A 20,379-nucleotide genomic window follows, 5' to 3' on the forward strand; every position below is an offset into this window, starting at 1 on the left:
ATGTCAGATAAAATGGAACCCAAGAAAAAAACCAATAAAAGATTTGTCGTGATCACCACTGCCCTTATTTTGATGGGTGGCACGTACGGCGTATACAAATTTGTCCATTCCTTGGCCCATGAGGATACGGACGATGCCCAAGTGGAGGCCCACATGAGCCCCGTGATTCCTCATGTTGGCGGCTACGTGAGCAAAGTCAACGTAAAGGATAATCAAATCGTTAAAAAGGGAGATACCCTGTTCATCATCGACAACCGTGACTATTTGGTGGAATTGGAACAGGCCAAAGCACAACTGGCAGCTGCCGAAAGCGGATTGGTCGTTTCGCAGGCCAGTATCGGTTCTTACCAAGCCAACGCCGCCGCAGTTTCGGCCCAAGTAGGTTCGGCCACCCAAACCTTAGAAAGTGCCAAAACCCGCTTGTGGCGCGCTGAAAACGACTTTAAACGTTACGAGAACCTGTACGCCAACCATTCCATCACCACACAGCAATACGAACAGGCCCTTGCCGCCAAACAGGAAGCTGAAAACAATTTGCGTGCATTGGAAAATCAGAAACAAGCCACCACTAGCCAACGGAATGCGGCCACTTCGCAAACGGAAATTTCAAAGAAACAAGTTTCGGTTGCCGAAGCCAACGTACAAAGTGCGCAGGCCAAATTGGACGCTGCACAACTCAATGTGGATTACACCATTGTAACGGCCGCCATTGATGGACAGCTCTCCAATGTGGATCTTCAGGAGGGGCAATTTGTCCAGCCCGGCCAATCGTTGTTCTACATCGTCAATACGGATGAAACTTGGGTAGTTGCCAATTTTAAGGAGACCCAATTGTCCAAAATGCAACCTGGACAAAAAGTGACCATTAAGGCAGATGCCTACCCCAGTGAGTCCTTTGAAGGAATCGTTACCACTTTCTCCCCTGCCACTGGTGCACGTTTTTCACTATTGCCGCCGGACAATGCCACTGGAAACTTTGTGAAGACCATTCAACGTCTTCCCGTAAAAATTGATTTTACCAATAATAACGACGCACAAGCCTTGCACAAACTACGTGCAGGGATGAACGTTGAAGTAGATGTGCATTTAAAGTAATCGCATGAGCGACCAAGATAGTTTAGTAGAATACGGTTTTAGGAGGGTCATCATCACCATCACGGCCATTTTATGTGCCTTGTTGGAAATTGTGGACACCACCATCGTAAACGTGGCACTCAACGACATGAAAGGTAGCTTGGGAGCCACCTTGACGGATGTGGCTTGGGTAATCACTGCCTACGCCATTGCCAACGTGATCATTATCCCCATGACCAGTTGGCTTTCCAAACAGTTTGGACGTAAACGCTATTTTGCTACTTCCATCATCATCTTCACCGTGGCTTCCTTTTTATGTGGAAATGCCGATAATATTTGGGAATTGGTTGCCTTCAGATTTATACAAGGTTTGGGCGGTGGAGCCTTGTTGGTTACGGCACAAACCATCATTACCGAAAGTTATCCCATGGCCAAACGTGGAATGGCCCAGGCTATTTACGGTATGGGCGTGATCGTGGGACCCACTTTGGGGCCTCCATTGGGAGGATACATTGTGGACAATTTCTCATGGCCCTACATCTTTTACATCAACATTCCCATTGGCATCATAGCTGCTTTTTTAACAGTGATGTTCGTAAAAAGTCCCAAATATGGCGACAAGCTCAAAGCCAATCAAGTGGATTGGATCGGTATCCTTTTGCTAACGGTTTTTATTGGTTCCCTACAATTTGTTCTGGAACATGGCCAACAGGATGACTGGTTTGCCGATTCGCTCATCACTACTTTAAGTGTAGTCTCGGTATTTGGTTTTATCTTTTTCATTTGGAGGGAATTAACCTACGAACACCCCATTGTAAATCTCGGTGTATTGAAGGACAGCAACCTGCGAATCGGTACCATCATGACCTTCATTTTGGGATTTGGTCTGTATGGTTCCACTTTTATCATCCCCATCTATACGCAATCGGTACTCGGTTTTACCGCAACGGATGCTGGATTGTTGTTAATTCCAAGTTCCATTACTACAGGATTGATGATGCCCATAATCGGAAGGGCCATACAGGCTGGGGTACCACAGAAATATATGGTGACCGCTGGTTTTGCCATCTTCTTCGTGTACAGTTTGTGGATGTATTTGGTGATGACTCCGGACACAGGTGTTGAACATTTCTTTTGGCCCTTGGTAGCCCGTGGTATCGGGTTGGGACTGTTGTTCGTGCCCATTACTACCTTATCACTATCCACACTCATGGGAAAAGATATTGGTGACGGTGCCGCTTTTACAGGAATGACACGACAATTGGGAGGATCTTTCGGAATTGCCATCATTACCACCATGATTGCACGGTTCCATCAGCAACACCGTGTAGATTTGATTCCCAACCTCAGTGCTATCGACACCCAGGTGCAGCAACGCGTGCATGCCCTGCAACAAATGTTCATCAGCAAGGGATTTGCTGCCAACGAAGCCTTGGACAGGGCCTACCAAATGCTTGAACTTTCTGTGGGCAAGCAGGCCACGGTACTTTCTTACATGGATATCTTTATCGGGCTCGGTGTGCTATTCCTTCTCTGTATACCTTTCGTTTTACTTATCAAGAAAGGCGCTGGCAATTTAAAGGCCGCCTCAGCTGCCCATTAGTACAAAATCTATAAAATAATGAAGCCCCAGATTTGGGGCTTTGTTTTTTCCTGAGATGCCACTAAATACCTGCCTGATCATGCCCCGTAGGCATCCCTTTTGTATTTCACCATGTAATCAAAAGGTGTCATTTCGGTATACTTTTTAAAAACTTTCCTAAAAGCTTTTGGGTCCGAGTACCCTGCATCGAACATGACTTCGTTCACCGTCTTTCTCCCTTTTTCAAATTCCTTTTTGGCCGCTTCTATCTTTACTCGTTGATGATATTCCAACACCGTATTGGAAGTAGCCTTTTTAAATCTACGTTCAAAAGTCCTACGGTTCAGGGCCACTGCGTTGCTCAACTCCTCCACCGATATTTTGTCCGTGTAGTTTTGCTCGATCAATTCCTGGGCCTTTAGAACGGATTTATCCTGATGTGTCTTTTGCCCCTTAAAAATCATGAACGGTGATTGACTATTACGATCAATATCTATCATAAAACCTTTGGCGGCCAAAATGGCAAGTTCCCTTCCTGCAAACTTCTCGATCAAATAAATGATGAGATTGGTGAATGCATAGGCTCCCCCGCTGGTATAGATACCTCCTGCATCGGTTACAATTCGCTCATCGGTCAGGATTACCTCAGGAAAGAGTTCCCTGAACATAGGGGCGGACTGCCAATGGGTGGAACATGGTTTTCCATCCAACAACCCTGTGGAAGCCAAGAAAAAAGAGGATATACATAGACTAGCTATTTCAGCGCCTTCGCCGTAACGATCATGGAGCCAAGGAATAAAAGGCTGGTTATCTTCCAAGGATCGGGCATAGCTTTCATGGATGGCCGGGATGATGATCAAATCGGTCTTTGGGACTTCATCTATGGTCAGTTGATGGTGAACTGAGAACAGACCTTTGTGTGTCCCCGCCCTATCGTCCAACCCAACCAAATGGATATCGAACAAAGGCTCGCTCCCCGATTGTTCCAAAAATTCGTTTACCCAGGTCAACATTTGGTATGTACCGGCAACATTCACCACGCTGATGGTACCTTGGGGCACCAATATGGACACATGTTTCATCTATTGCAAATTAAACAGTGAAAAGATAGGAAATGTGGGTGTCGCAATCAACCCCTTGGAATGTCGCAATGGCACAGTCAAAGATTCAACAAACACCAATACCTTGCTTATCAGTTATTTAATTTTCATCCAAAAGAGGCGAAATCTGTTGGAGGAATAACAGCAATGTATCATACATATGGTCCAAGACAATTCAAATACGAGCAAACCCAACCTGATAGAAATCTTCAGGACAAATGTGGAGGATGAATCCACTGCGGATCGCACGGTCAATGCCCTACATGAGAATTTTAAAAATGTAAGTGCCAACTTCGACCTTGAAGACTGTGACCGCATTCTTCGGGTAGAAAGTATAGATGGCAACATCATGCTGAAGGAAATTTTGCATTTTCTAACCAGTCTAAACCTTAAGGTTGAATTGATTATGGACTAACCCTCATAATAATTGATAATTAATACCTGATCGACCATGAAACAAAAAGTCTACAATGTTTTATCCATCCTCTTTGGATTATTGCTGCTCAATGGAGGATTGAGCAAATTCTTTAACTATATGCCCCCACCGGAAAACCTTTCCGAGGCCATTACCAAGGATTTTGCCGCCTTGATGGAAATTTCTTGGCTGATGCCCTTGATCGGTGTGGCCGAAATTGTTGGTGGTATTTTGATCATCATTCCCAAAACAAGGGCTTTGGGTGCAGTAGTCATCTTTCCTGTCATGGTCGGTGTATTGTTGACCAACACAATCGTAGATACCAGTGGTCTCATCATTGCCTTGGTCATATGGGCCATCCTTTTGTGGATATTGTTTGAGAACAAAGACAAGTACAAACAATTGATTTAAAACAGGATGGCCAGTTATCATTTGGGCTCAAGACCGAGATTCCATCAAAATCAATAAAACCATTAAATTCTATACCCATGAAAAATGAAAATCCTGTGGTTTGGTTTGAAATCTATGTAGATGACATCAACCGCGCCAAAAAGTTCTACGAAGCTGTTTTTGAGTATGAGTTCAAAGAATTGCCCATGCCGGAATCCGCGGCGGATATGGAAATGTACTTCTTCCCGAGCGATATGCATTCAGAAAACCGGGCCTCCGGGGCCTTGGTTAAAATGCAAGGGGTAACACCGGGGAACAATAGTACCCTTGTATATTTTATGAGTAAGGATTGCGGCATAGAGGCCTCCAGGGTCGAGGCTGCCGGTGGTTCTATCTTCAAGCCAAAGACCTCCATTGGGGAATATGGCTTTATTGTTTTGGCAACCGATACCGAGGGTAATATGTTCGGCATCCATTCCATGAACTGAGTGAGTTAGCCAACCTCTCTATTTTTGTCTGTACAACAATGATAAAAATCCCCATATGGGGATTTTTTAGTGCCTGGCCATATAGTCATCCACAAATTCTATTAGTTCATCCCCATGCAGGTTTTTGGCCAATACCATGCCATTAGCATCCAATAAAAAGTTTGCCGGAATGGTCTTGATCCGAAGGGAATCCATCAATGGGTTTTGGTCCCCTTCCACGTGGGAGGCATGCAACCATCTGTAGGCTCCGTCCTTGTCTATGGCATTTTCCCAAGCTTGTTGGCTGCTCTCCAGACCATAGGCCAAAATCTGAAATCCGTCTTTATGATATTTTTCCCAAAGGGGTACCAGTACATTTCGATTTTCAAGTCGGCATGGGGCGCACCAAGAAGCCCAAACATCCAAAAGAAATAGTTTTTCACCCCCTATCAATGCATTCAACGTGCTTTTAGACCCGTCCTTCATGGGAAATTGGAGATTGGGAATTTGGTCCCCTATCAAGATGGGTAGTTTATTCTTATCAGCTGATGCAGCCAATTCTTTCACCCAAGGATGCTCTGGGTTTTTTGTTTTCCACTTTTGATTTTGCCCCACCAAAAATTCAGGAATGCGTTCGTAATTCCCTTCTGGACTTACCCAACGGATGGCCATCAGGGCAGGAAACAGTTGTTGGATGGTATCCGCAAACTGCATCAATGAAGACTGGTAGGTATGGTGGGCCTTTTCCCGCTCCAACAATTGCTCATCCCCTTCCTGTTGTCCCAAGGATTCTTGGTATTGTACAAATGCATTTTTCTTTATGTCTCGTAGTTGCATGAAAGCAGCATTCGCGCTTGAAGGGTTTTCTACAGTGGCCGAAGCTTGGAATCGATTTATGGCGGCTTTCATGACAATCTGTTCTCCAGGTGCCCAAATCAGTGGGAAATAATTGTCCGTTTCCGGATTTTCATTCTCCAATCGATTGGAATACCGCTCCCCTTCTTTTTGAACAACCACCTCAAACAAAACGGTATCCTTGATCTTCATTTGCTGCCCAAATTGGAAATGTCCGTTGGAATCCACCTTTGAAGAGTCCAACAATTTCCCCGTAAAACTTTGCCCCAATGCACCAAAACCTTCTGGCTGAACTAAATACACCATCGGTTTCCATTCCTGTCCTTCGGTCATATCCAAAGTGCCGGAAATCATCGGGGCATTGGAACAACCCTGCAATAGGAATAGAAAAATACAAGCACAGTACAGCAGGTGTTTCATGGAAGCAAAAATAAGGAAATGGCATCGTTAATCTTCACCAAAACTGGGGAGAACCAAGAGGGGCACATCGGTCTTGAAGCTTGCTTTTTTGACCACGGGTTCCTGGGTAAGTTTTCCAAAAAAATCATGTGAATATTTGGTGAGCACGATGAGATCTGCATTCTGGTCCTTCGCGAAGGTGATGATGGCCTCCGTCACTGTCGTTTCGATAACTACTCGGTGAAAGGAAACAGAAAATCCCTCGAACCGCTTTTTGAGAATTTCCTTGTTCTCCTGTTGGTTTTCCGACATGATAAATTCTTGGGCCACATGGAAAATCTTCACTTGGGGATTCCATAGCTCGAAAAGTTTCAATAGATATTCCAATGCACCTTTTGGAAAAAAGTGGGTAAAATCCGTAGGAAAAACAACGGATTTAAGGTTTTGAAAATCAAATGATTGAGGAACGACAAGCATGGTGCAGTCCTTAATATGCTTTAAAACCTTGACCGTATTGCTCCCCAAGAAAACTTCCTTGGCTCCTGTTGCCCCTTGTGTGCCCATCACAATGGTATCGATATCGTATTTTGGGATAAGTTCACGAACAGTATCAGGTAGATCCCCTGCAATGGATATGGTCTTAAAATGGTGTTTGGGGTTGCTGTTATGTTCTTCCATATAAGCCTTGGCCTTGTGGAGTTCATTCTCCACGGCCGTGGCCATGGACTGGTAGACCATACCTGCCCGGGCACTGCTCTTTTGGCCCGAGATATTACGCATTTTGGGTTCGTGGACATGTAACAGATAAAACCTGCATTCCTGCTCTGCAAAAAGCTTGGTTCCCGTGAAAACGGCATTCCAAGCATTTTCGGAAAAATCGATGGGACAGAGTATATTTTTCATGACAATTTATTTGGGGAGTTCTGAAGTGTCCGGCAGTACCAAAAATGGCACTTGACAATGATAGCCTACTACATCCACGTGGTGTTTCAGCAAAAGCTGCCCCAAGAACGTGTGTTTCCTGTTCATCATGGCCACCAAACCAATATTATTTTTATCAATATAGGAATGGACAATATTGGGCATGTATTCCCCAGTGCTATCCGTAAAGACAACATCAGGAAGGGTTTTGAATATATCTTTTAGGTGTTCTTTGTTATCTTTTTGTAAATCAGTTAATTTATAATCTTCAAGAGCGTGTACCACGTGCAAATTGGCCTTGAACCTTTTGACGGTATCCACCAAGGGTTTCAATTCATTGGGTTTGTACTTGGTCTCATACCCCGTGGGCATTAGAATGTTCTTTATTCCCTTGTACTCGTATACTTGGGGAACGGCCAAGACAGGTACTACAGCCTTACGGATAACGTGTACGGTGTTGGACCCCAGAAAAAACTCCTTGGCCCCCGATGCCCCTTGGGTTCCCATGACCACCATGTCCAGTTTTTTCCTTTCGGAAATATCATGGACCTCATCGGGCAAGGTGTTGAACGAAGACAAAATTTCAAAAGTGTGGTTGGGGTTGTCGTACCGCTCCTCGATGCGTTTCAGGGTGTTTTCCAATCCCTCCAATGAAATATCCACCCCAACATCGGGAATCGCGCTCATGGCAGGACCGCCCATGAGGTAATCAATCCTATAAAAGGCTGGTGTATAGGTGTTCAGTATATAGAACATGCATTTTTCTTCCTTAAAAAAATGCAGTGCGTACTCGATAGCATTCCATGCATCCTTTGAAAAATCGGTGGGCAACAATATGCGTTTCATGGCCTTGGTATTTAAATTCAGGGTAATGTTCCAAATCAACCCTTAGAGAAATTAAATGTAGATACACCAAGATGATTGGGAAATGATATTGGTCAATCGGAAAGACTTTTGGAGTTTGGGAGGAATGCCAGCAAGGCATTGAAACTTGGTTGCCCGTCCTTGCCACACGGGCAACCCAACTCGTCAGGAACACAGGATTTAAGCTACAACTTCTTCTTTTTTGTTGCGTTCCTTGACAATGCGTTCAATAAGGTCGGGCACTTTTTCAAAGGCGGCTGCCAAACCGTGTGTTTTTCCAGCTTCCAAGAAGGAGATTTCATCCCCTTTGGTAACCAAAAATCCGATGGGTTGGATTCCGATTCCGGCACCGGCACCGGCGCCTTCGCCTTTACGCTCTTTGCCTTCAATTCCTTCGCCTCCTCCGGAGCCGAAGCCCATACCCACCTTGATCACTGGAACACATTTGAATTCTCCCAACTCAAATGGTTCGCCAATGATGGTCTCGGTCTTTGCTTCTGACTTAATGAAGTCAGTGACCTTGCTCAATAATTCTTCAAAATGTAAATCCATGGCCTTTTATTTTACTGTTAAACAATTGATCTTATCATTCTGATGGGCCTGTTACGTACATCCATCAGTAATCGGTTCCTATCTTGGAAATTGATGTGGAAGCTGCCCATAAATTGGTCAAGAAGAACAAAAAGAGGATACATTTTGGCATTTGCTACGTAGTCCCCCGTATCCATTTCCACTACAAACCTTCTTATCTCGAAAGTTTTTATGAGACGGGCAATTTTCCTGAACTTCAACCTCTTTTTGGGCTTGGTTTTTTGCCTTACAACTTTTTCTTTTGGTTTTGGTGGTTTGGTGATGGGATAAAAACTGCGTTCAAAGAAGAGTATCCGCATTCGCACTCGTACTATTTCCTTTTCGTCTGGCTCTAAGTCAACCTTCGCAAGTCCCTTCACCCTTACAAAATACCTTGATGTGTCCGTATCGATATAAATTTGAATCGGGACAAAGAGCAACCCGAGGATGAGCAGCACAACGAACAATATTACGGCGGTCAGTATCATTCGTCTTTTTGTTGCAAAGGAAATAGGGTCAGGTCAAACTCGCAATGATCTATGTCATTGACGGCCAATAAATTCAAAGAAAAATAAAAGATTCTTCCCTTGTACCCACCCATCAATCCCATACTGACTTAACTCATGTTTCAAATTGTATTTTTATTGGTAATTTGATGGTCCTATCATGAAGCATACAATGAAGTATTTTTTATCAACCTGTATCATTGTCCTGATGTTTTTCTCCTGTAGTGAGAAAAAAGAAAAAATATATCCTGAGAAAATGCCGTTGACGGAATCCGTTTATGCATCGGCCACGGTTCAGCCAGATAGTTTGTACCAAGCCTATTCCATCGTCATGGGTATTTTGGACAAAAATTGGGTGGAAGAAGGTGATAAAGTAACCAAAGGAGACCGAATTCTCCAAATCACCAACACCTCCCCCCAATTGAATATGGAAAATGCCAAGTTGGCCCTGCAATTGGCCCGTGAAAACTATAGTGGCCGTGCGGCGGTCCTCAGCAGCATCAAGGATGAAATACAAGCTGCAGAACTCAAGTTGAAAAACGATTCCATCAATTATTTTCGCCAAAAGAACCTATGGGACCAGAACATCGGTTCCAAAGTGGAGTACGACACCCGAAAACTTGCCTATGAGCTTTCCCAAAACAACCTGAACCTCCTCAAAAAGAAATACTCACAAACAAAAAACGAACTGGAAACCCAATTGAGGCAGGCGGAGAACAACTACCAAACCTCACTGACCACAACCAACGACTTTACCATTACCAGTAAGATTGACGGAACGGTGTATGCCCTCTATAAAAACCCTGGTGAAATCGTGAATACCGTAGAACCTGTTGCAGCCATTGGTCGCAGCGATAAATTTATTGTGGAACTCTTGGTGGATGAGGTGGATATTGTCAAGCTAAAAATCGGACAAAAGGTATTAATCACCTTGGACTCCTATAATTCCGAGGTATTTGAGGCCACATTGGACAAAATATATCCCAGAAAGGACGACCGCTCCCAAACCTTCAAGGTGGAGGCTCTTTTTACGGAACCTCCAGCCACCTTGTATCCCGGTCTATCGGGTGAAGGGAACATCATCATAGCTGAAAAGGAAGAGACCCTTACCATTCCCAAGGAATACCTTATTAATGGGTCCAAAGTTTTAACGGACAACGGGGAAATCGAAGTGACCGTTGGGCTACAAAATTTGGAAAGCATGGAGATTTTGGGCGGCATCGATGAAAAAACGGCCATTTACAAACCGGAACCATGACCAATTGGAGCGTGATATTGGGCATTGCCAAGACCCATCTTTTGACTAAGATGAAATCCACCGTGACCGCCACGCTCGGGGTCACCTTCGGGATTGGGGCCTATATTACCTTGGTGAGTTTTATGACGGGACTCAATGGCATGCTCGATGATTTGGTGTTGAACCAAACGCCACATATCCATATGTACAATGAAATAAGGCCTTCCGAAAACCAGCCGATTTCGCTCTATGGCGATTTTAAGGATGCCTTCAATATGGTCCATTCCATAAAGCCAAAGCAGAACCAAAAGAAAATACACAATGCCCTTCCCATTTTGGACTACCTCAAGAAAAATCCCAATGTAAAAGGAGCCACACCGCAGTTAAGGGCCCAGATTTTTTACCTATCGGGTTCCATTGAGTTGGGAGGTAATCTGGTGGGTGTGGATATTATGGAAGAAGTGCGCTTGTCCAACATCCAGGACAATATTGTGGAAGGGACCCCCGAAGCACTTAACAATAATGACAACGGTATTCTTTTAGGGGCGGGACTGGCCGAAAAAATGTCCCTGTCCGTTGGGGACCGAGTCCAAATAAGCACCGTTGCCGGTGATATTTTTCCGTTAAAGATCGTGGGTATCTACCAAAGTGGTATAGCCGACATTGACAATGTACAGAGCTTTGCCAACCTCAATACCGTTCAACGCATTTTGGGCGAAGCGGAAAATTATGTTACCGACATCAACATTAAATTGGTGGATATTGCACAAGCCGAACCCATGGCCCGCCGTTTGGAAAAACAATTCAACATTAAGGCCATAGACATCAACGAGGCCAACGCCCAGTTTGAAACAGGTTCCAACATCAGAAACCTAATCACCTATGCCGTATCGATTACCCTTTTGATCGTGGCAGGTTTTGGCATTTACAACATTCTGAACATGCTCATTTACGAAAAGATGAAGGATATTGCCATTTTAAAGGCGACCGGTTTCTCAGGCAGGGATGTACAATACGTTTTCATGGGGCAGGCCATGATCATTGGGCTTATTGGCGGCGTTTTGGGATTGCTGGTCGGATTCGTGCTTTCCCGGCTCATAGACCAGGCTCCTTTTGAAACGGAGGCCCTACCCACCATCACTACGTATCCCGTAAACTATAACCCGACTTATTATGTCATCGGTATCACCTTTGCCCTGCTATCCACTTTTGTGGCCGGATACCTGCCATCAAACAGGGCCAAGAAAATTGACCCCGTAGAAATCATAAGAGGAACTTAGCTGAACCATGAATTTTGTACTAGAAGCCAAAAATATCAACAAACACTTTCGAAAACCCAAGGACTTTCATGTCCTAAAGAATGTTTCATTTGGGGTGAAGGTCGGTGAATTTGCCTCCATCATGGGAAAATCCGGGTCTGGAAAATCCACGTTGTTGTATATCCTTTCCACCATGGATACGGATTATACGGGCGAGCTTTTCCTCAACAACGAATTGGTAACAGGGAAGACCCATCAGCAATTATCACGGATCAGGAACAAGAACATCGGCTTTGTGTTTCAGTTCCATTACCTGTTATCGGAATTCAGTGTGTTGGAAAACGTAATGCTCCCGGCCAAAAAGCTCGGGGAAAAGTCGAATCAGGAAATTGAACGCGATGCACACCAAAAGCTCGAAATGCTCCACATTGGCCATTTAGCGCACCAAAGGGCCTCAAGGATATCAGGTGGGGAAAAACAACGGGTGGCCATTGCCCGGGCCTTGATCAACGACCCTACCATTTTGATGGGTGATGAACCTACGGGAAACTTGGACAGCCATAACTCGGAGAACGTGTTCAACATCTTCAAAAACCTGAAGGAACAACAAGGGCTATCCTTATTGGTCGTTACCCATGACGAGGATTTTGCCAAACGCACGGACCGTATCATACAAATGGAGGACGGTATCATCCTGAACCCATAAAGTCCGTTTCCCTTTCATTCTTTTTGATTATTGGCTTTCTTCTGTTCCTTCTCCAGTTTTCTAAAATAGCCCCGAGTAAGGAAATTGTGCTTTAGGGCCTCCATATTTTCATTGAATTTTTCCGTTCCTTCTTCAATGTTCTGCATGGTCTTCATCAAATGATTGGCCATTGCGGTATCCGTGGCCACCATACGGAGCATACCTTCCCCTTTGTTGATGTCCTCTACAACGGCATTCAGGTTTTGGGTCATCCTGTTGATCTCAACACTGGAGGTTTCCAAATTCTGGATAATGTTCCTGAGCTTTGTGGCCGATATACTGTCCGACAACAGCACCCCCGCGATACTTTCATCACTTTTGGTGCCTTCAATGGCTTTTTGGAGTTCATCCAACGTGGTATTGACCTTGTTGCTGCTGTATTTCAGGTTGGTAATGGTCGCCTTCAAATCGTCTGCCATTTGGGTGTCGTTGAGCAATCGTCCCAAGGTTCCCTTTCCTTCTACCAAGGATTGGGTCACTTTTAAGAGATCGGAAGTCAACAAAGCGGCATTCTCATTCGTTACATTTAGGGTGTTCAACATGTCCTGGGAGGCAATCCTGCTATAGGATACCAGTTGGTCGCCCTGCTGTACCGAAGGCGCCTCACCTACTCCCGGCACAATGTTGACCAACATGCTGCCCACCAAACCATCGGAACCTATGGTAGCTATGGCATTGTTCTTTATGTGGCTTCGCATTTTTTCTTCCATTTTCATGTAGACGTAAATGGTGGTATCGTTCATCATCTCTATTTTATCCACAGTACCAATGTTGATTCCCGAAAAACGAACATTGTTCCCTACTTGAAGCCCGTTAACATTCCTGAACACAGCATTCACCGTAAAGTTTTTGACGAACATGTTCTGCCTGTTCCCGATGAGATAGGAGGCCACCAAGATCAACACGGTGCCCAGCACCACGAAGATGCCCAGTTTTAGATTCTGTATGGAAGTTTTATTCGCCATATCATTTTTTAAAAAAAGCGTTCACATTAGGGTCTTGTGAGGTTACCAGTTCCGCATAGGTCCCCTCTGCGTAATTTGTTCCATCCACCAACAAGATCATCCGTTCGGAGATTACCCGTGCACAATCCACATCATGTGTAATGATCAATGCAGAAGTACCATATTTTTTCTGAATGCTCCGCATGAGCTCTATAATTTCTTTGGAGGTTATGGGGTCGAGACCACTGGTGGGTTCGTCGTACAATATCAATTTTGGTTTCAGGATGATGGCCCTGGCCAAAGCCACCCGTCTTTTCATTCCTCCGGAGAGTTCCGAGGGCATCAAATCCATGGTATGGGCCAGTCCCACATTCTCGAGCGCTTCCCTTACCAAAGGCAAGGTATCAGTAATTCCTTCGAATTTCTTACGATGTCGTCGCATGGGAAATTCAAGATTTTCCCGTACGGTCATAGAATCGTAAAGGGCACTGCCCTGAAAAAGAAACCCTATATCGGAACGGAGTTCGTCCAAGGCGATTTGATCTAAATTGTTGATGTCCTTGCCCAAAACCTCTACATAACCGCTATCGGGGGACATCAAACCAACCAAACATTTGATCATGACCGATTTTCCCGAACCCGATTTGCCCATAACTACCAAGTTTTCCCCTTTCCGTAGCTCCATGTTGAAACCTTTCAGAACCTGGTTGTCGCCAAAGCTCTTGCATAGGCCCTTGATCTTGATGACCACTTCCCCACTCGCTTCTGCTACTCCTGCCACTATTTTTTCCTTGGTTTCCATCTACAATTCATAAAAAATATCAGAAACGAACACCGCGATAAAATCCACCACGAACAACAGCAACGATGCCATCACCACTGCCGTATTGGCCGCAATGCCCACACCTGCCGTTCCTCGACCTGTTTTGTAGCCCTTGTAACAACCGGTAAGACCAATGACAAAGCCAAAAAAGAAGGACTTTATGGTCGCCGGAATCAAATCCCCATAAGAAAGGGCTTCAAAAACTTTATTGAAATACAACCGAAACGAAACATTTCCCTTAAAATATTCTACTAGGGAGGAACCGTACAATGCTATCAGATCCCCAAAAATGACCAATAACGGCAACATGAGGGTTGCCGCCAAAATTCGGGTCACCACCAAATATTTAAAGGGATTGGTCCCTGAAACTTCCATGGCGTCTATCTGTTCGGTGACCTTCATGGAACCCAATTCGGCACCAAACCCGGAGGCGATACGTCCGGAACAGATCAAAGCGGTGATGACCGGACCGATTTCCCTGACGATGGAAATGCCGACCATATTGGGCATCCAGGACACCGCCCCAAACTCGATAAGGGTAGGCCGGGTCTGTAGGGTCAGTACCAAACCAATGATGAAGCCCGTGGTAACGACCAACAATAACGATCGGTTCCCGACTTGGTAACATTGTCTCAACAGTTCCTTGAATTCAAATGGGGGTTTTACGGCCTGTTTAAAAAAGCGGGCCGCGAAATAGGACAAATCTCCTATTTCCATAAAGAATTGCTTGGTCCTATTGACCATGTTGAACTTTATATCCATAAACATGGTCCATTATTCCTTTCTCCCAAAAATAGGGCAGTTGTCCAAGCTTAAAAATGACCAAGATCAGTTGCTAAACGACTAGTGCTCTTGTAGCACCGAGAACTGCTGCAGGGCTTCCAATGCCTCGCAACCATATACTACAGATGGTCCTCCACCCATTAGGATGGCCACTCCGATAGTTTCCAACACCTCTTGGGTACTGGCTCCGGATTGTAGGGCATCGTTCACGTGGAACGAGATACAGCCATCACATCTTACGGTAATGGCAATCCCAAGGGCAATCAGTTCCTTGGTTTTTTTGCTGAGGGCACCATCAACGGTGCTCGACTTATGAAGTTGATCAAAAGCTTTCATGGTGTCTGGAATTTCTCCTCCCAATTTCCCCATCAACCCAATCAACTCATGATATTTTCTGGTATGATCTTTTAGCATGACAATGAATTTAGATTTCTATCCTTTGGTATTCTTCATAAAACTATCCCAAACCAAAACATCAGGGAATGATTTAGATCATTTACTCGAAATGGGCCATTGCACTACCTTGTAATACTAAATTGTTTTGCCATGAAAAGGACTGTTTTTTATTCAATCTTGATGTTCGCTTTATTAGGGTTACAGGCGTGTGGTCCCGTAATTGTCTCGCACCGATTGGCAGACCCGCCACCTCCTTGGTTTTACCCACACAGGGTTGAAGCGGTACGATATGTTTTCTTCCCAGAAATCAGCATTTATTATGACCTATCCACAAGGACCTATGTTTACTTGGACGGAGAGGTCTGGGTACGACGCCGGGAGCTTCCCAATCAATATCGGGCCACTGACCTGAACAGATATCGGTATGAAAGGGTGCGCAATTATTACGATGACAACATCCAACGCTATCATCAAGAAAACAATGCCAACAGGGGACGCAGCAACAAAACCGTTACCCGTAGAAGCAACTAGATTTGTTTCCCAAGGTAAAAAATGACCGATGTCCTATTAAAACATGGGGCATTGATTGTACTTTTACAGGATACAAATTTTTAAGATATGCTCAATTCAGAGAGAATAGGAAATGAATTTTACCAAAACCTCGGCAAACTTTTTTATGCCGTGGCCATGTCCGATAATGCTGTCCGTCCCGCCGAGATTGAAAGGGTACGAAAGTATGTCAGGCAATATTGGTTGGATGTGGACCCCGTGGAAGATGAGTTCCAAACCGATGCCGCATACCAGATAGAAACAGTTTTTGATTGGTTGGACGAAGAGGAAAAAGACGGAACGGAGTATTTTGAAGAGTTCAAGGATTTTTACAAAGAGTATCCCGAAAAGTTCACCCCGGAGTTGAAAGCCCTGATTTTGGAGACTGCGGAATCCATTGCAAGTTCCTTTGCGGGTAAGAACAGGTCTGAAATGATGATTTTGATGAATCTCGAACACCTCTTTGCCCTTTGATATGTCCTTAGCCGAGTACATCGACCATACCAATCTAAAACCCACGGCCACTGTGGCCGATATCAAGCAACTATGCCTTGAGGCCAAAACCTATGGTTTTTATGCGGTATGTGTGAACGGTTGCCATCTTCCCCTTGCCAAAGAGGAGTTGAAGAATTCCAAGGTAAAACTTGCCGCCGTTATCGGGTTTCCCTTGGGGGCCATGTCCACAAAGGCCAAGGTATTCGAAGCCAGGGACTATGTAGAACAAGGCGCGGATGAAATTGACATGGTCATCAATATAGGATGGCTAAAATCCAAGATATACGAGGCTGTAAAAAATGAAATCCAAGCCATTAAATTGGCCATTGGTGATAAAATTTTGAAGGTAATCCTGGAAACCTGTTATCTCAACGATGAAGAGAAAGAAATGGCCTGTTCCCTCTCCGTAGAGGCCGGTGCCGACTTTGTAAAGACTTCCACTGGATTTGGTAGTGGCGGCGCCACTTTTGAAGATGTGATCTTGATGAAAAGAATGGTTGGCGACAAGGCAAAGATCAAGGCTTCAGGCGGCATCAAGGATAAGGAGACCACATTAAAATATATAGAACTGGGTGTTTCCCGCATCGGAACCTCTTCCGGGCCCACACTGTTGAAATAAACCATTCGCATGAGCATACACATAGAAGCCAAAAAAGGAGAAATTGCAGAAACCGTATTGATGCCCGGGGATCCCCTTCGGGCCAAATGGATTGCCGAAACTTTTTTGGACGACCCTGTTTGCTACAATAGGATTCGTGGTATGTTGGGCTACACAGGCACATACAAGGGCCACAGGGTTTCCGTTCAGGGAAGCGGCATGGGTATGCCTTCTTCCATGATCTACTTTCACGAACTCATCAAGGATTATGGGGTAAAGAACATCATTCGGGTGGGATCGGCCGGGTCGTACCAAGAAGATGTAAAAGTGAACGATGTGGTCCTGGCCATGGCGGCCTCTACCACTTCTGGTATGAACAATTCCCGGTTTCTCAACTCGGATTATTCCCCCACCGCCGATTTTGAACTGTTCCAAAAAGCGGTAAATTATGCCAAGGAACACAACATCCCCGTAAAGGCGGGCAACATCCTTTCCTCGGACGAATTCTATGGGGACGACCCCGAGGAATACAAGCTTTGGGCCCAGTACGGTATTCTTTGTGTGGAGATGGAAACGGCAGGACTTTATACCATTGCTGCAAAATATAATATAAAGGCCCTCACCGTTCTCACCATTTCAGATTCCTTGGTGACCGGGGAACGATTATCTGCCAAAGCCCGTGAAAACTCGTTCACGGATATGGTGGAAATTGCCTTGGCGGCGGCCATTTCGTAAAAAATCAGTCCCGTCTAGCAGTTGGCACTTCTATTTAACTGACAGGCCTGTAGTACTTGGTTGGCCTTACTGCCGTCCCTATAAACGGTAATACCCTTTAGTCCATATTCCCAGGCAGTGCGGTAAATTTCAGAGATGGTGTCCGTATCTGTTTCATGGCTTAAATTGATAGTCTTGGATACCGCATTGTCCGTGTATTTCTGGAAGGCCCTTTGGTGCTGTAAATGATATTGCCAAGGTATTTCCAAACTGGTTTCGAAGAGCTTTCTGACTTCTGATGGCAAAGTGACCAGATGTTGGATGCTTCCAGTGGATAACACCTCATTTTTTAAGCTCTCATTCCATAATCCCAACTTTTTCATCTTCGAAACAAATACTGGATTGATTTCCAACTGGGTCTCGTTTTCCAAGATGCCCACCCGCTTGTACGCCAAGGCATAAAAGGGTTCGATGGAATAGGATGTATCGGCAATCACCGAAATACTGCCTGTAGGCGCAATACTATTACAAGTGGCATTCCTCAGAGGAGTCTTGGGACTGAAAACACTTTCTTCCCAATTGGGAAACGCACCTCGTTCCTTTGCTAACGCTTCTGAGGTTTCGTAGCTTTTTGCCTGAATGAACCGCATGATTTTTTCTCCCATCTCCACAGCCTTGTCCGATGCATAGGGTATCTCCAAAATGGCCAACAATTCTGCCCATCCCATAAGGCCCAGACCCACTTTTCGGTTGTTCTTGGTCGCGGTTTCTATTTGGGAAAGCAGATAATGGTTGGCTGAAATGACATTATCCAAAAATCGCATGGAAACTTGAACACAATGTTCCAATGTCTTCCAATCCACCTGCCATATACCATTCTCATGTTTGACCATTTTTGAAAGGTTCAACGATCCCAGATTACAACTTTCGTATTCAAACAAGGGGACTTCACCACAAGGGTTAGTACTTTGTATTTTACCAAGTTTGGGTAACGGGTTATGTTTGTTGATGGTGTCCAAAAAAATCAATCCAGGGTCCCCTGTGGCCCATGCCTGCGAAATAATCAAATCCCACAGTTCTTTGGCCCTTATGGTCTTGGTAACTTTGTTGTTCCTTGGGTTGATCAAATTCCAAGTCTCATCATTTTGTACCGCCCTCATGAAATCATCCAAAATCCCAACGGAAAGATTGAAATTTTGAAGTTCATCCCCTTTGGATTTTGCCGTGATGAAGGCCTCGATATCGGGATGGTCTACATTCAAGATGCCCATATTCGCCCCTCTTCTCTTGCCACCTTGCCTTACCTGTTCGGTTGCTGTATCGTATACCTTGATAAACGCCAAAGGACCTGAAGAAGTTCCACCCGACGCTGAGACACGGTCCCCTTGGGGACGAAGTTTGGAAAAGTTATACCCCGTTCCCCCACCGCTCTGATGAATCAATGCCATATCCTTCAACGTGGAGAAAATACCTTCCAAACTATCTTCCACCGGTAACACAAAACAGGCGCTCAACTGTCCGTTTGGCAATCCAGCGTTCATCAAAGTGGGCGAATTGGGCAAAAAGTGGAGATGGGCCATCAAATTATAGAAACGGTTTTCCCAAAAGTCCTTATCCTCTTCAACACTCGCGATATGTTTGGCCACCCGCCTAAATAATTGTTCCGGGGATTCCACAATCCGGCCTTCGGTATTCTTCAGGAAATACCTTGCTTCGAGTAGCTGAATGGCATTGGCGGAAAGTTTCATTTACCTCAAATTGTCAGTTCCATAAAAGTACTGTTAGGTGATGCTGTATACTATGATCTAGGTCAGTGCCGCACTTGTGTTTTTATACATCCCAGTATCATTATTTGCCTTTCCAAGACCATCCTATTTCCATATCTTTAACCATTAAGTTTAAAGCAGAAGCCATGCGAATCATTTCTTGGAACGTGAACGGTGTGAGGGCCGTTGTAAAAAAAGATTTTTTTGAAAACATTAATAACCTGGACCCCGATATTCTCTGCTTGCAAGAGACCAAAGCACAGGACCATGAAGTGGAAAACGAGCTTTCCGTTATGGGGAATTATGTTTCCTATTTTAACTCTGCCGAAAGAAAAGGATATTCCGGAACTGCTTTGCTGAGCAAGCAAAAACCTTTGTCCATCAACAATGATATGGGTGTTCCGGAGCACGATACCGAAGGAAGGATCCAATGTGCGGAATACGACAACTTTTATCTGGTGAATGTATACGTGCCCAATTCCGGGCAGCAACTGGATCGTTTGGATTATCGAAAAACATGGGATGCGGATTTTCTGGCCTACTTGAAAAATTTAGAGACCAAAAAGCCTGTGATCGTTTGTGGGGATTTTAATGTGGCCCATCGACCTATTGACCTAAAAAACGATAAATCCAACTACAACAAAACAGCGGGGTATACCCAAATCGAAATCGATGGGATGGACAATTTTTTGAATTCAGGTTTTGTGGATTCTTTCCGACAGCTACACCCAGATGAGGAGGCCTACACGTATTGGAGCTACCGTTTTAAGGCTAGGGAGCGCAATGTGGGGTGGCGCATCGATTATTTTTTGGTGAGTCCCAGTCTTATGGAAAAAGTGAAGTCCGTTGAAATATTTCCGAATGTATTGGGCTCGGACCACTGCCCCATCGCATTGGACATCGAACTATAACATAAAATGAAAAAGC

General features: G+C 44.7%; 24 protein-coding genes. 13 read left to right on the forward strand and 11 right to left on the reverse strand.

Annotated features, from left to right (window positions below; genetic code table 11):
* A complete protein-coding gene (locus D2V05_RS17745) occupies window positions 1-1,095 on the forward strand; it encodes an HlyD family secretion protein (protein ID WP_417935695.1) in 1,095 nt (364 codons plus the stop codon).
* 4 nt (window positions 1,096-1,099) lie between these two features.
* Window positions 1,100-2,677, forward strand: a complete 1,578-nt coding sequence (locus D2V05_RS17750) for a DHA2 family efflux MFS transporter permease subunit (RefSeq protein ID WP_119648855.1) — start codon at window positions 1,100-1,102, stop codon at window positions 2,675-2,677.
* A gap of 77 nt (window positions 2,678-2,754) precedes the next feature.
* Here D2V05_RS17750 and D2V05_RS17755 read toward each other — a convergent pair whose 3' ends face one another.
* Entirely contained in the window at window positions 2,755-3,738 is a 984-nt protein-coding gene (locus D2V05_RS17755; RefSeq protein ID WP_119648856.1) for a GlxA family transcriptional regulator, read from the reverse strand.
* Window positions 3,739-3,916: 178 nt separating this feature from the next.
* Between D2V05_RS17755 and D2V05_RS17760 the strand changes: the two genes are divergently transcribed.
* The 3 genes from D2V05_RS17760 to D2V05_RS17770 all read left to right on the forward strand — a co-directional run bounded on the left by D2V05_RS17760 (window position 3,917) and on the right by D2V05_RS17770 (window position 5,049).
* Window positions 3,917-4,171 carry a hypothetical protein gene (locus D2V05_RS17760; protein ID WP_119648857.1) on the forward strand — a complete coding sequence of 85 codons (255 nt, stop codon included), beginning with the start codon at window positions 3,917-3,919 and terminating at the stop codon, window positions 4,169-4,171.
* 36 nt (window positions 4,172-4,207) lie between these two features.
* On the forward strand, window positions 4,208-4,582 hold the full coding sequence (locus D2V05_RS17765; RefSeq protein ID WP_119648858.1) for a DoxX family protein: 375 nt from the start codon (window positions 4,208-4,210) through the stop codon (window positions 4,580-4,582).
* Window positions 4,583-4,659: 77 nt separating this feature from the next.
* Window positions 4,660-5,049 (forward strand): VOC family protein, encoded by a 390-nt coding sequence (locus tag D2V05_RS17770; protein WP_119648859.1) that lies wholly within the window; start codon window positions 4,660-4,662, stop codon window positions 5,047-5,049.
* 66 nt (window positions 5,050-5,115) lie between these two features.
* Here the strand turns inward: D2V05_RS17770 and D2V05_RS17775 are convergent, their stop codons facing one another.
* From D2V05_RS17775 to D2V05_RS17795, 5 genes are all read right to left on the reverse strand, one after another.
* The gene (locus D2V05_RS17775) at window positions 5,116-6,303 is read right to left on the reverse strand and encodes a TlpA family protein disulfide reductase (protein ID WP_119648860.1); all 1,188 of its coding nucleotides are present in this window, start codon (window positions 6,301-6,303) and stop codon (window positions 5,116-5,118) included.
* Window positions 6,304-6,330: 27 nt separating this feature from the next.
* Entirely contained in the window at window positions 6,331-7,185 is an 855-nt protein-coding gene (locus D2V05_RS17780) for a universal stress protein (RefSeq protein ID WP_119648861.1), read from the reverse strand.
* 6 nt (window positions 7,186-7,191) lie between these two features.
* A complete protein-coding gene (locus tag D2V05_RS17785; protein ID WP_119649378.1) occupies window positions 7,192-8,049 on the reverse strand; it encodes a universal stress protein in 858 nt (285 codons plus the stop codon).
* Window positions 8,050-8,247: 198 nt separating this feature from the next.
* Window positions 8,248-8,619 carry a GerW family sporulation protein gene (locus D2V05_RS17790; RefSeq protein ID WP_119641401.1) on the reverse strand — a complete coding sequence of 124 codons (372 nt, stop codon included), beginning with the start codon at window positions 8,617-8,619 and terminating at the stop codon, window positions 8,248-8,250.
* A 17-nt stretch (window positions 8,620-8,636) separates the two neighbouring features.
* On the reverse strand, window positions 8,637-9,125 hold the full coding sequence (locus tag D2V05_RS17795; RefSeq protein ID WP_119648862.1) for a hypothetical protein: 489 nt from the start codon (window positions 9,123-9,125) through the stop codon (window positions 8,637-8,639).
* 178 nt (window positions 9,126-9,303) lie between these two features.
* Here D2V05_RS17795 and D2V05_RS17800 point away from each other — a divergent pair, with 178 nt between their 5' ends.
* The 3 genes from D2V05_RS17800 to D2V05_RS17810 are packed head-to-tail and all read left to right on the forward strand — an operon-like array spanning window position 9,304 to window position 12,345.
* Entirely contained in the window at window positions 9,304-10,401 is a 1,098-nt protein-coding gene (locus tag D2V05_RS17800; protein ID WP_235855490.1) for an efflux RND transporter periplasmic adaptor subunit, read from the forward strand.
* Window positions 10,398-11,660, forward strand: a complete 1,263-nt coding sequence (locus D2V05_RS17805; protein WP_119648864.1) for an ABC transporter permease — start codon at window positions 10,398-10,400, stop codon at window positions 11,658-11,660. Before D2V05_RS17800 ends, D2V05_RS17805 begins: the two co-directional genes overlap by 4 nt.
* A gap of 7 nt (window positions 11,661-11,667) precedes the next feature.
* Entirely contained in the window at window positions 11,668-12,345 is a 678-nt protein-coding gene (locus tag D2V05_RS17810) for an ABC transporter ATP-binding protein (protein WP_119641397.1), read from the forward strand.
* Window positions 12,346-12,359: 14 nt separating this feature from the next.
* On the opposite strand, the gene D2V05_RS17815 is transcribed toward D2V05_RS17810, so the two are convergent.
* From D2V05_RS17815 to D2V05_RS17830, 4 genes are all read right to left on the reverse strand, one after another.
* Window positions 12,360-13,349: an MlaD family protein gene (locus tag D2V05_RS17815; RefSeq protein WP_119648865.1), complete on the reverse strand. Its 990-nt coding sequence runs from the start codon at window positions 13,347-13,349 to the stop codon at window positions 12,360-12,362.
* Window position 13,350: 1 nt separating this feature from the next.
* Window positions 13,351-14,130, reverse strand: coding sequence for an ABC transporter ATP-binding protein (locus D2V05_RS17820; RefSeq protein WP_119648866.1), 780 nt, complete (start codon window positions 14,128-14,130; stop codon window positions 13,351-13,353).
* Window positions 14,131-14,919, reverse strand: coding sequence for an MlaE family ABC transporter permease (locus D2V05_RS17825; protein WP_119648867.1), 789 nt, complete (start codon window positions 14,917-14,919; stop codon window positions 14,131-14,133).
* Window positions 14,920-14,994: 75 nt separating this feature from the next.
* Window positions 14,995-15,348, reverse strand: coding sequence for a carboxymuconolactone decarboxylase family protein (locus tag D2V05_RS17830; RefSeq protein WP_183114858.1), 354 nt, complete (start codon window positions 15,346-15,348; stop codon window positions 14,995-14,997).
* Window positions 15,349-15,480: 132 nt separating this feature from the next.
* Here D2V05_RS17830 and D2V05_RS17835 point away from each other — a divergent pair, with 132 nt between their 5' ends.
* The 4 genes from D2V05_RS17835 to deoD all read left to right on the forward strand — a co-directional run bounded on the left by D2V05_RS17835 (window position 15,481) and on the right by deoD (window position 17,707).
* Window positions 15,481-15,861, forward strand: coding sequence for a hypothetical protein (locus D2V05_RS17835; protein WP_119648868.1), 381 nt, complete (start codon window positions 15,481-15,483; stop codon window positions 15,859-15,861).
* Window positions 15,862-15,948: 87 nt separating this feature from the next.
* A complete protein-coding gene (locus tag D2V05_RS17840; RefSeq protein ID WP_119648869.1) occupies window positions 15,949-16,353 on the forward strand; it encodes a glycosyltransferase family protein in 405 nt (134 codons plus the stop codon).
* Between the two features lies 1 nt (window position 16,354).
* Window positions 16,355-16,993, forward strand: coding sequence for a deoxyribose-phosphate aldolase (gene deoC / locus D2V05_RS17845; protein ID WP_119648870.1), 639 nt, complete (start codon window positions 16,355-16,357; stop codon window positions 16,991-16,993).
* A gap of 9 nt (window positions 16,994-17,002) precedes the next feature.
* A complete protein-coding gene (gene deoD, locus D2V05_RS17850) occupies window positions 17,003-17,707 on the forward strand; it encodes a purine-nucleoside phosphorylase (RefSeq protein ID WP_119648871.1) in 705 nt (234 codons plus the stop codon).
* 14 nt (window positions 17,708-17,721) lie between these two features.
* On the opposite strand, the gene D2V05_RS17855 is transcribed toward deoD, so the two are convergent.
* Window positions 17,722-19,434, reverse strand: coding sequence for an adenosylcobalamin-dependent ribonucleoside-diphosphate reductase (locus D2V05_RS17855; RefSeq protein ID WP_119648872.1), 1,713 nt, complete (start codon window positions 19,432-19,434; stop codon window positions 17,722-17,724).
* 164 nt (window positions 19,435-19,598) lie between these two features.
* On the opposite strand from D2V05_RS17855, the gene D2V05_RS17860 reads away from it, so the two are divergent.
* On the forward strand, window positions 19,599-20,363 hold the full coding sequence (locus D2V05_RS17860) for an exodeoxyribonuclease III (protein WP_119649382.1): 765 nt from the start codon (window positions 19,599-19,601) through the stop codon (window positions 20,361-20,363).
* The last annotated feature ends 16 nt before the right edge of the window (window positions 20,364-20,379 follow it).

Source organism: Flagellimonas pelagia, assembly GCF_003584135.1.
Classification (GTDB): domain Bacteria; phylum Bacteroidota; class Bacteroidia; order Flavobacteriales; family Flavobacteriaceae; genus Flagellimonas; species Flagellimonas pelagia.

What these genes read in the sequence shown, in the direction of transcription:
- D2V05_RS17745 (WP_417935695.1), top strand. Translation starts at nt 1, where the DNA reads ATGTCAGATAAAATGGAACCCAAGAAAAAAACCAATAAAAGATTTGTC.
- D2V05_RS17750 (WP_119648855.1), top strand. Translation starts at nt 1,100, where the DNA reads ATGAGCGACCAAGATAGTTTAGTAGAATACGGTTTTAGGAGGGTCATC.
- D2V05_RS17755 (WP_119648856.1), bottom strand. Translation starts at nt 3,738, where the DNA reads ATGAAACATGTGTCCATATTGGTGCCCCAAGGTACCATCAGCGTGGTG.
- D2V05_RS17760 (WP_119648857.1), top strand. Translation starts at nt 3,917, where the DNA reads ATGGTCCAAGACAATTCAAATACGAGCAAACCCAACCTGATAGAAATC.
- D2V05_RS17765 (WP_119648858.1), top strand. Translation starts at nt 4,208, where the DNA reads ATGAAACAAAAAGTCTACAATGTTTTATCCATCCTCTTTGGATTATTG.
- D2V05_RS17770 (WP_119648859.1), top strand. Translation starts at nt 4,660, where the DNA reads ATGAAAAATGAAAATCCTGTGGTTTGGTTTGAAATCTATGTAGATGAC.
- D2V05_RS17775 (WP_119648860.1), bottom strand. Translation starts at nt 6,303, where the DNA reads ATGAAACACCTGCTGTACTGTGCTTGTATTTTTCTATTCCTATTGCAG.
- D2V05_RS17780 (WP_119648861.1), bottom strand. Translation starts at nt 7,185, where the DNA reads ATGAAAAATATACTCTGTCCCATCGATTTTTCCGAAAATGCTTGGAAT.
- D2V05_RS17785 (WP_119649378.1), bottom strand. Translation starts at nt 8,049, where the DNA reads ATGAAACGCATATTGTTGCCCACCGATTTTTCAAAGGATGCATGGAAT.
- D2V05_RS17790 (WP_119641401.1), bottom strand. Translation starts at nt 8,619, where the DNA reads ATGGATTTACATTTTGAAGAATTATTGAGCAAGGTCACTGACTTCATT.
- D2V05_RS17795 (WP_119648862.1), bottom strand. Translation starts at nt 9,125, where the DNA reads ATGATACTGACCGCCGTAATATTGTTCGTTGTGCTGCTCATCCTCGGG.
- D2V05_RS17800 (WP_235855490.1), top strand. Translation starts at nt 9,304, where the DNA reads ATGAAGCATACAATGAAGTATTTTTTATCAACCTGTATCATTGTCCTG.
- D2V05_RS17805 (WP_119648864.1), top strand. Translation starts at nt 10,398, where the DNA reads ATGACCAATTGGAGCGTGATATTGGGCATTGCCAAGACCCATCTTTTG.
- D2V05_RS17810 (WP_119641397.1), top strand. Translation starts at nt 11,668, where the DNA reads ATGAATTTTGTACTAGAAGCCAAAAATATCAACAAACACTTTCGAAAA.
- D2V05_RS17815 (WP_119648865.1), bottom strand. Translation starts at nt 13,349, where the DNA reads ATGGCGAATAAAACTTCCATACAGAATCTAAAACTGGGCATCTTCGTG.
- D2V05_RS17820 (WP_119648866.1), bottom strand. Translation starts at nt 14,130, where the DNA reads ATGGAAACCAAGGAAAAAATAGTGGCAGGAGTAGCAGAAGCGAGTGGG.
- D2V05_RS17825 (WP_119648867.1), bottom strand. Translation starts at nt 14,919, where the DNA reads ATGTTTATGGATATAAAGTTCAACATGGTCAATAGGACCAAGCAATTC.
- D2V05_RS17830 (WP_183114858.1), bottom strand. Translation starts at nt 15,348, where the DNA reads ATGCTAAAAGATCATACCAGAAAATATCATGAGTTGATTGGGTTGATG.
- D2V05_RS17835 (WP_119648868.1), top strand. Translation starts at nt 15,481, where the DNA reads ATGAAAAGGACTGTTTTTTATTCAATCTTGATGTTCGCTTTATTAGGG.
- D2V05_RS17840 (WP_119648869.1), top strand. Translation starts at nt 15,949, where the DNA reads ATGCTCAATTCAGAGAGAATAGGAAATGAATTTTACCAAAACCTCGGC.
- deoC (WP_119648870.1), top strand. Translation starts at nt 16,355, where the DNA reads ATGTCCTTAGCCGAGTACATCGACCATACCAATCTAAAACCCACGGCC.
- deoD (WP_119648871.1), top strand. Translation starts at nt 17,003, where the DNA reads ATGAGCATACACATAGAAGCCAAAAAAGGAGAAATTGCAGAAACCGTA.
- D2V05_RS17855 (WP_119648872.1), bottom strand. Translation starts at nt 19,434, where the DNA reads ATGAAACTTTCCGCCAATGCCATTCAGCTACTCGAAGCAAGGTATTTC.
- D2V05_RS17860 (WP_119649382.1), top strand. Translation starts at nt 19,599, where the DNA reads ATGCGAATCATTTCTTGGAACGTGAACGGTGTGAGGGCCGTTGTAAAA.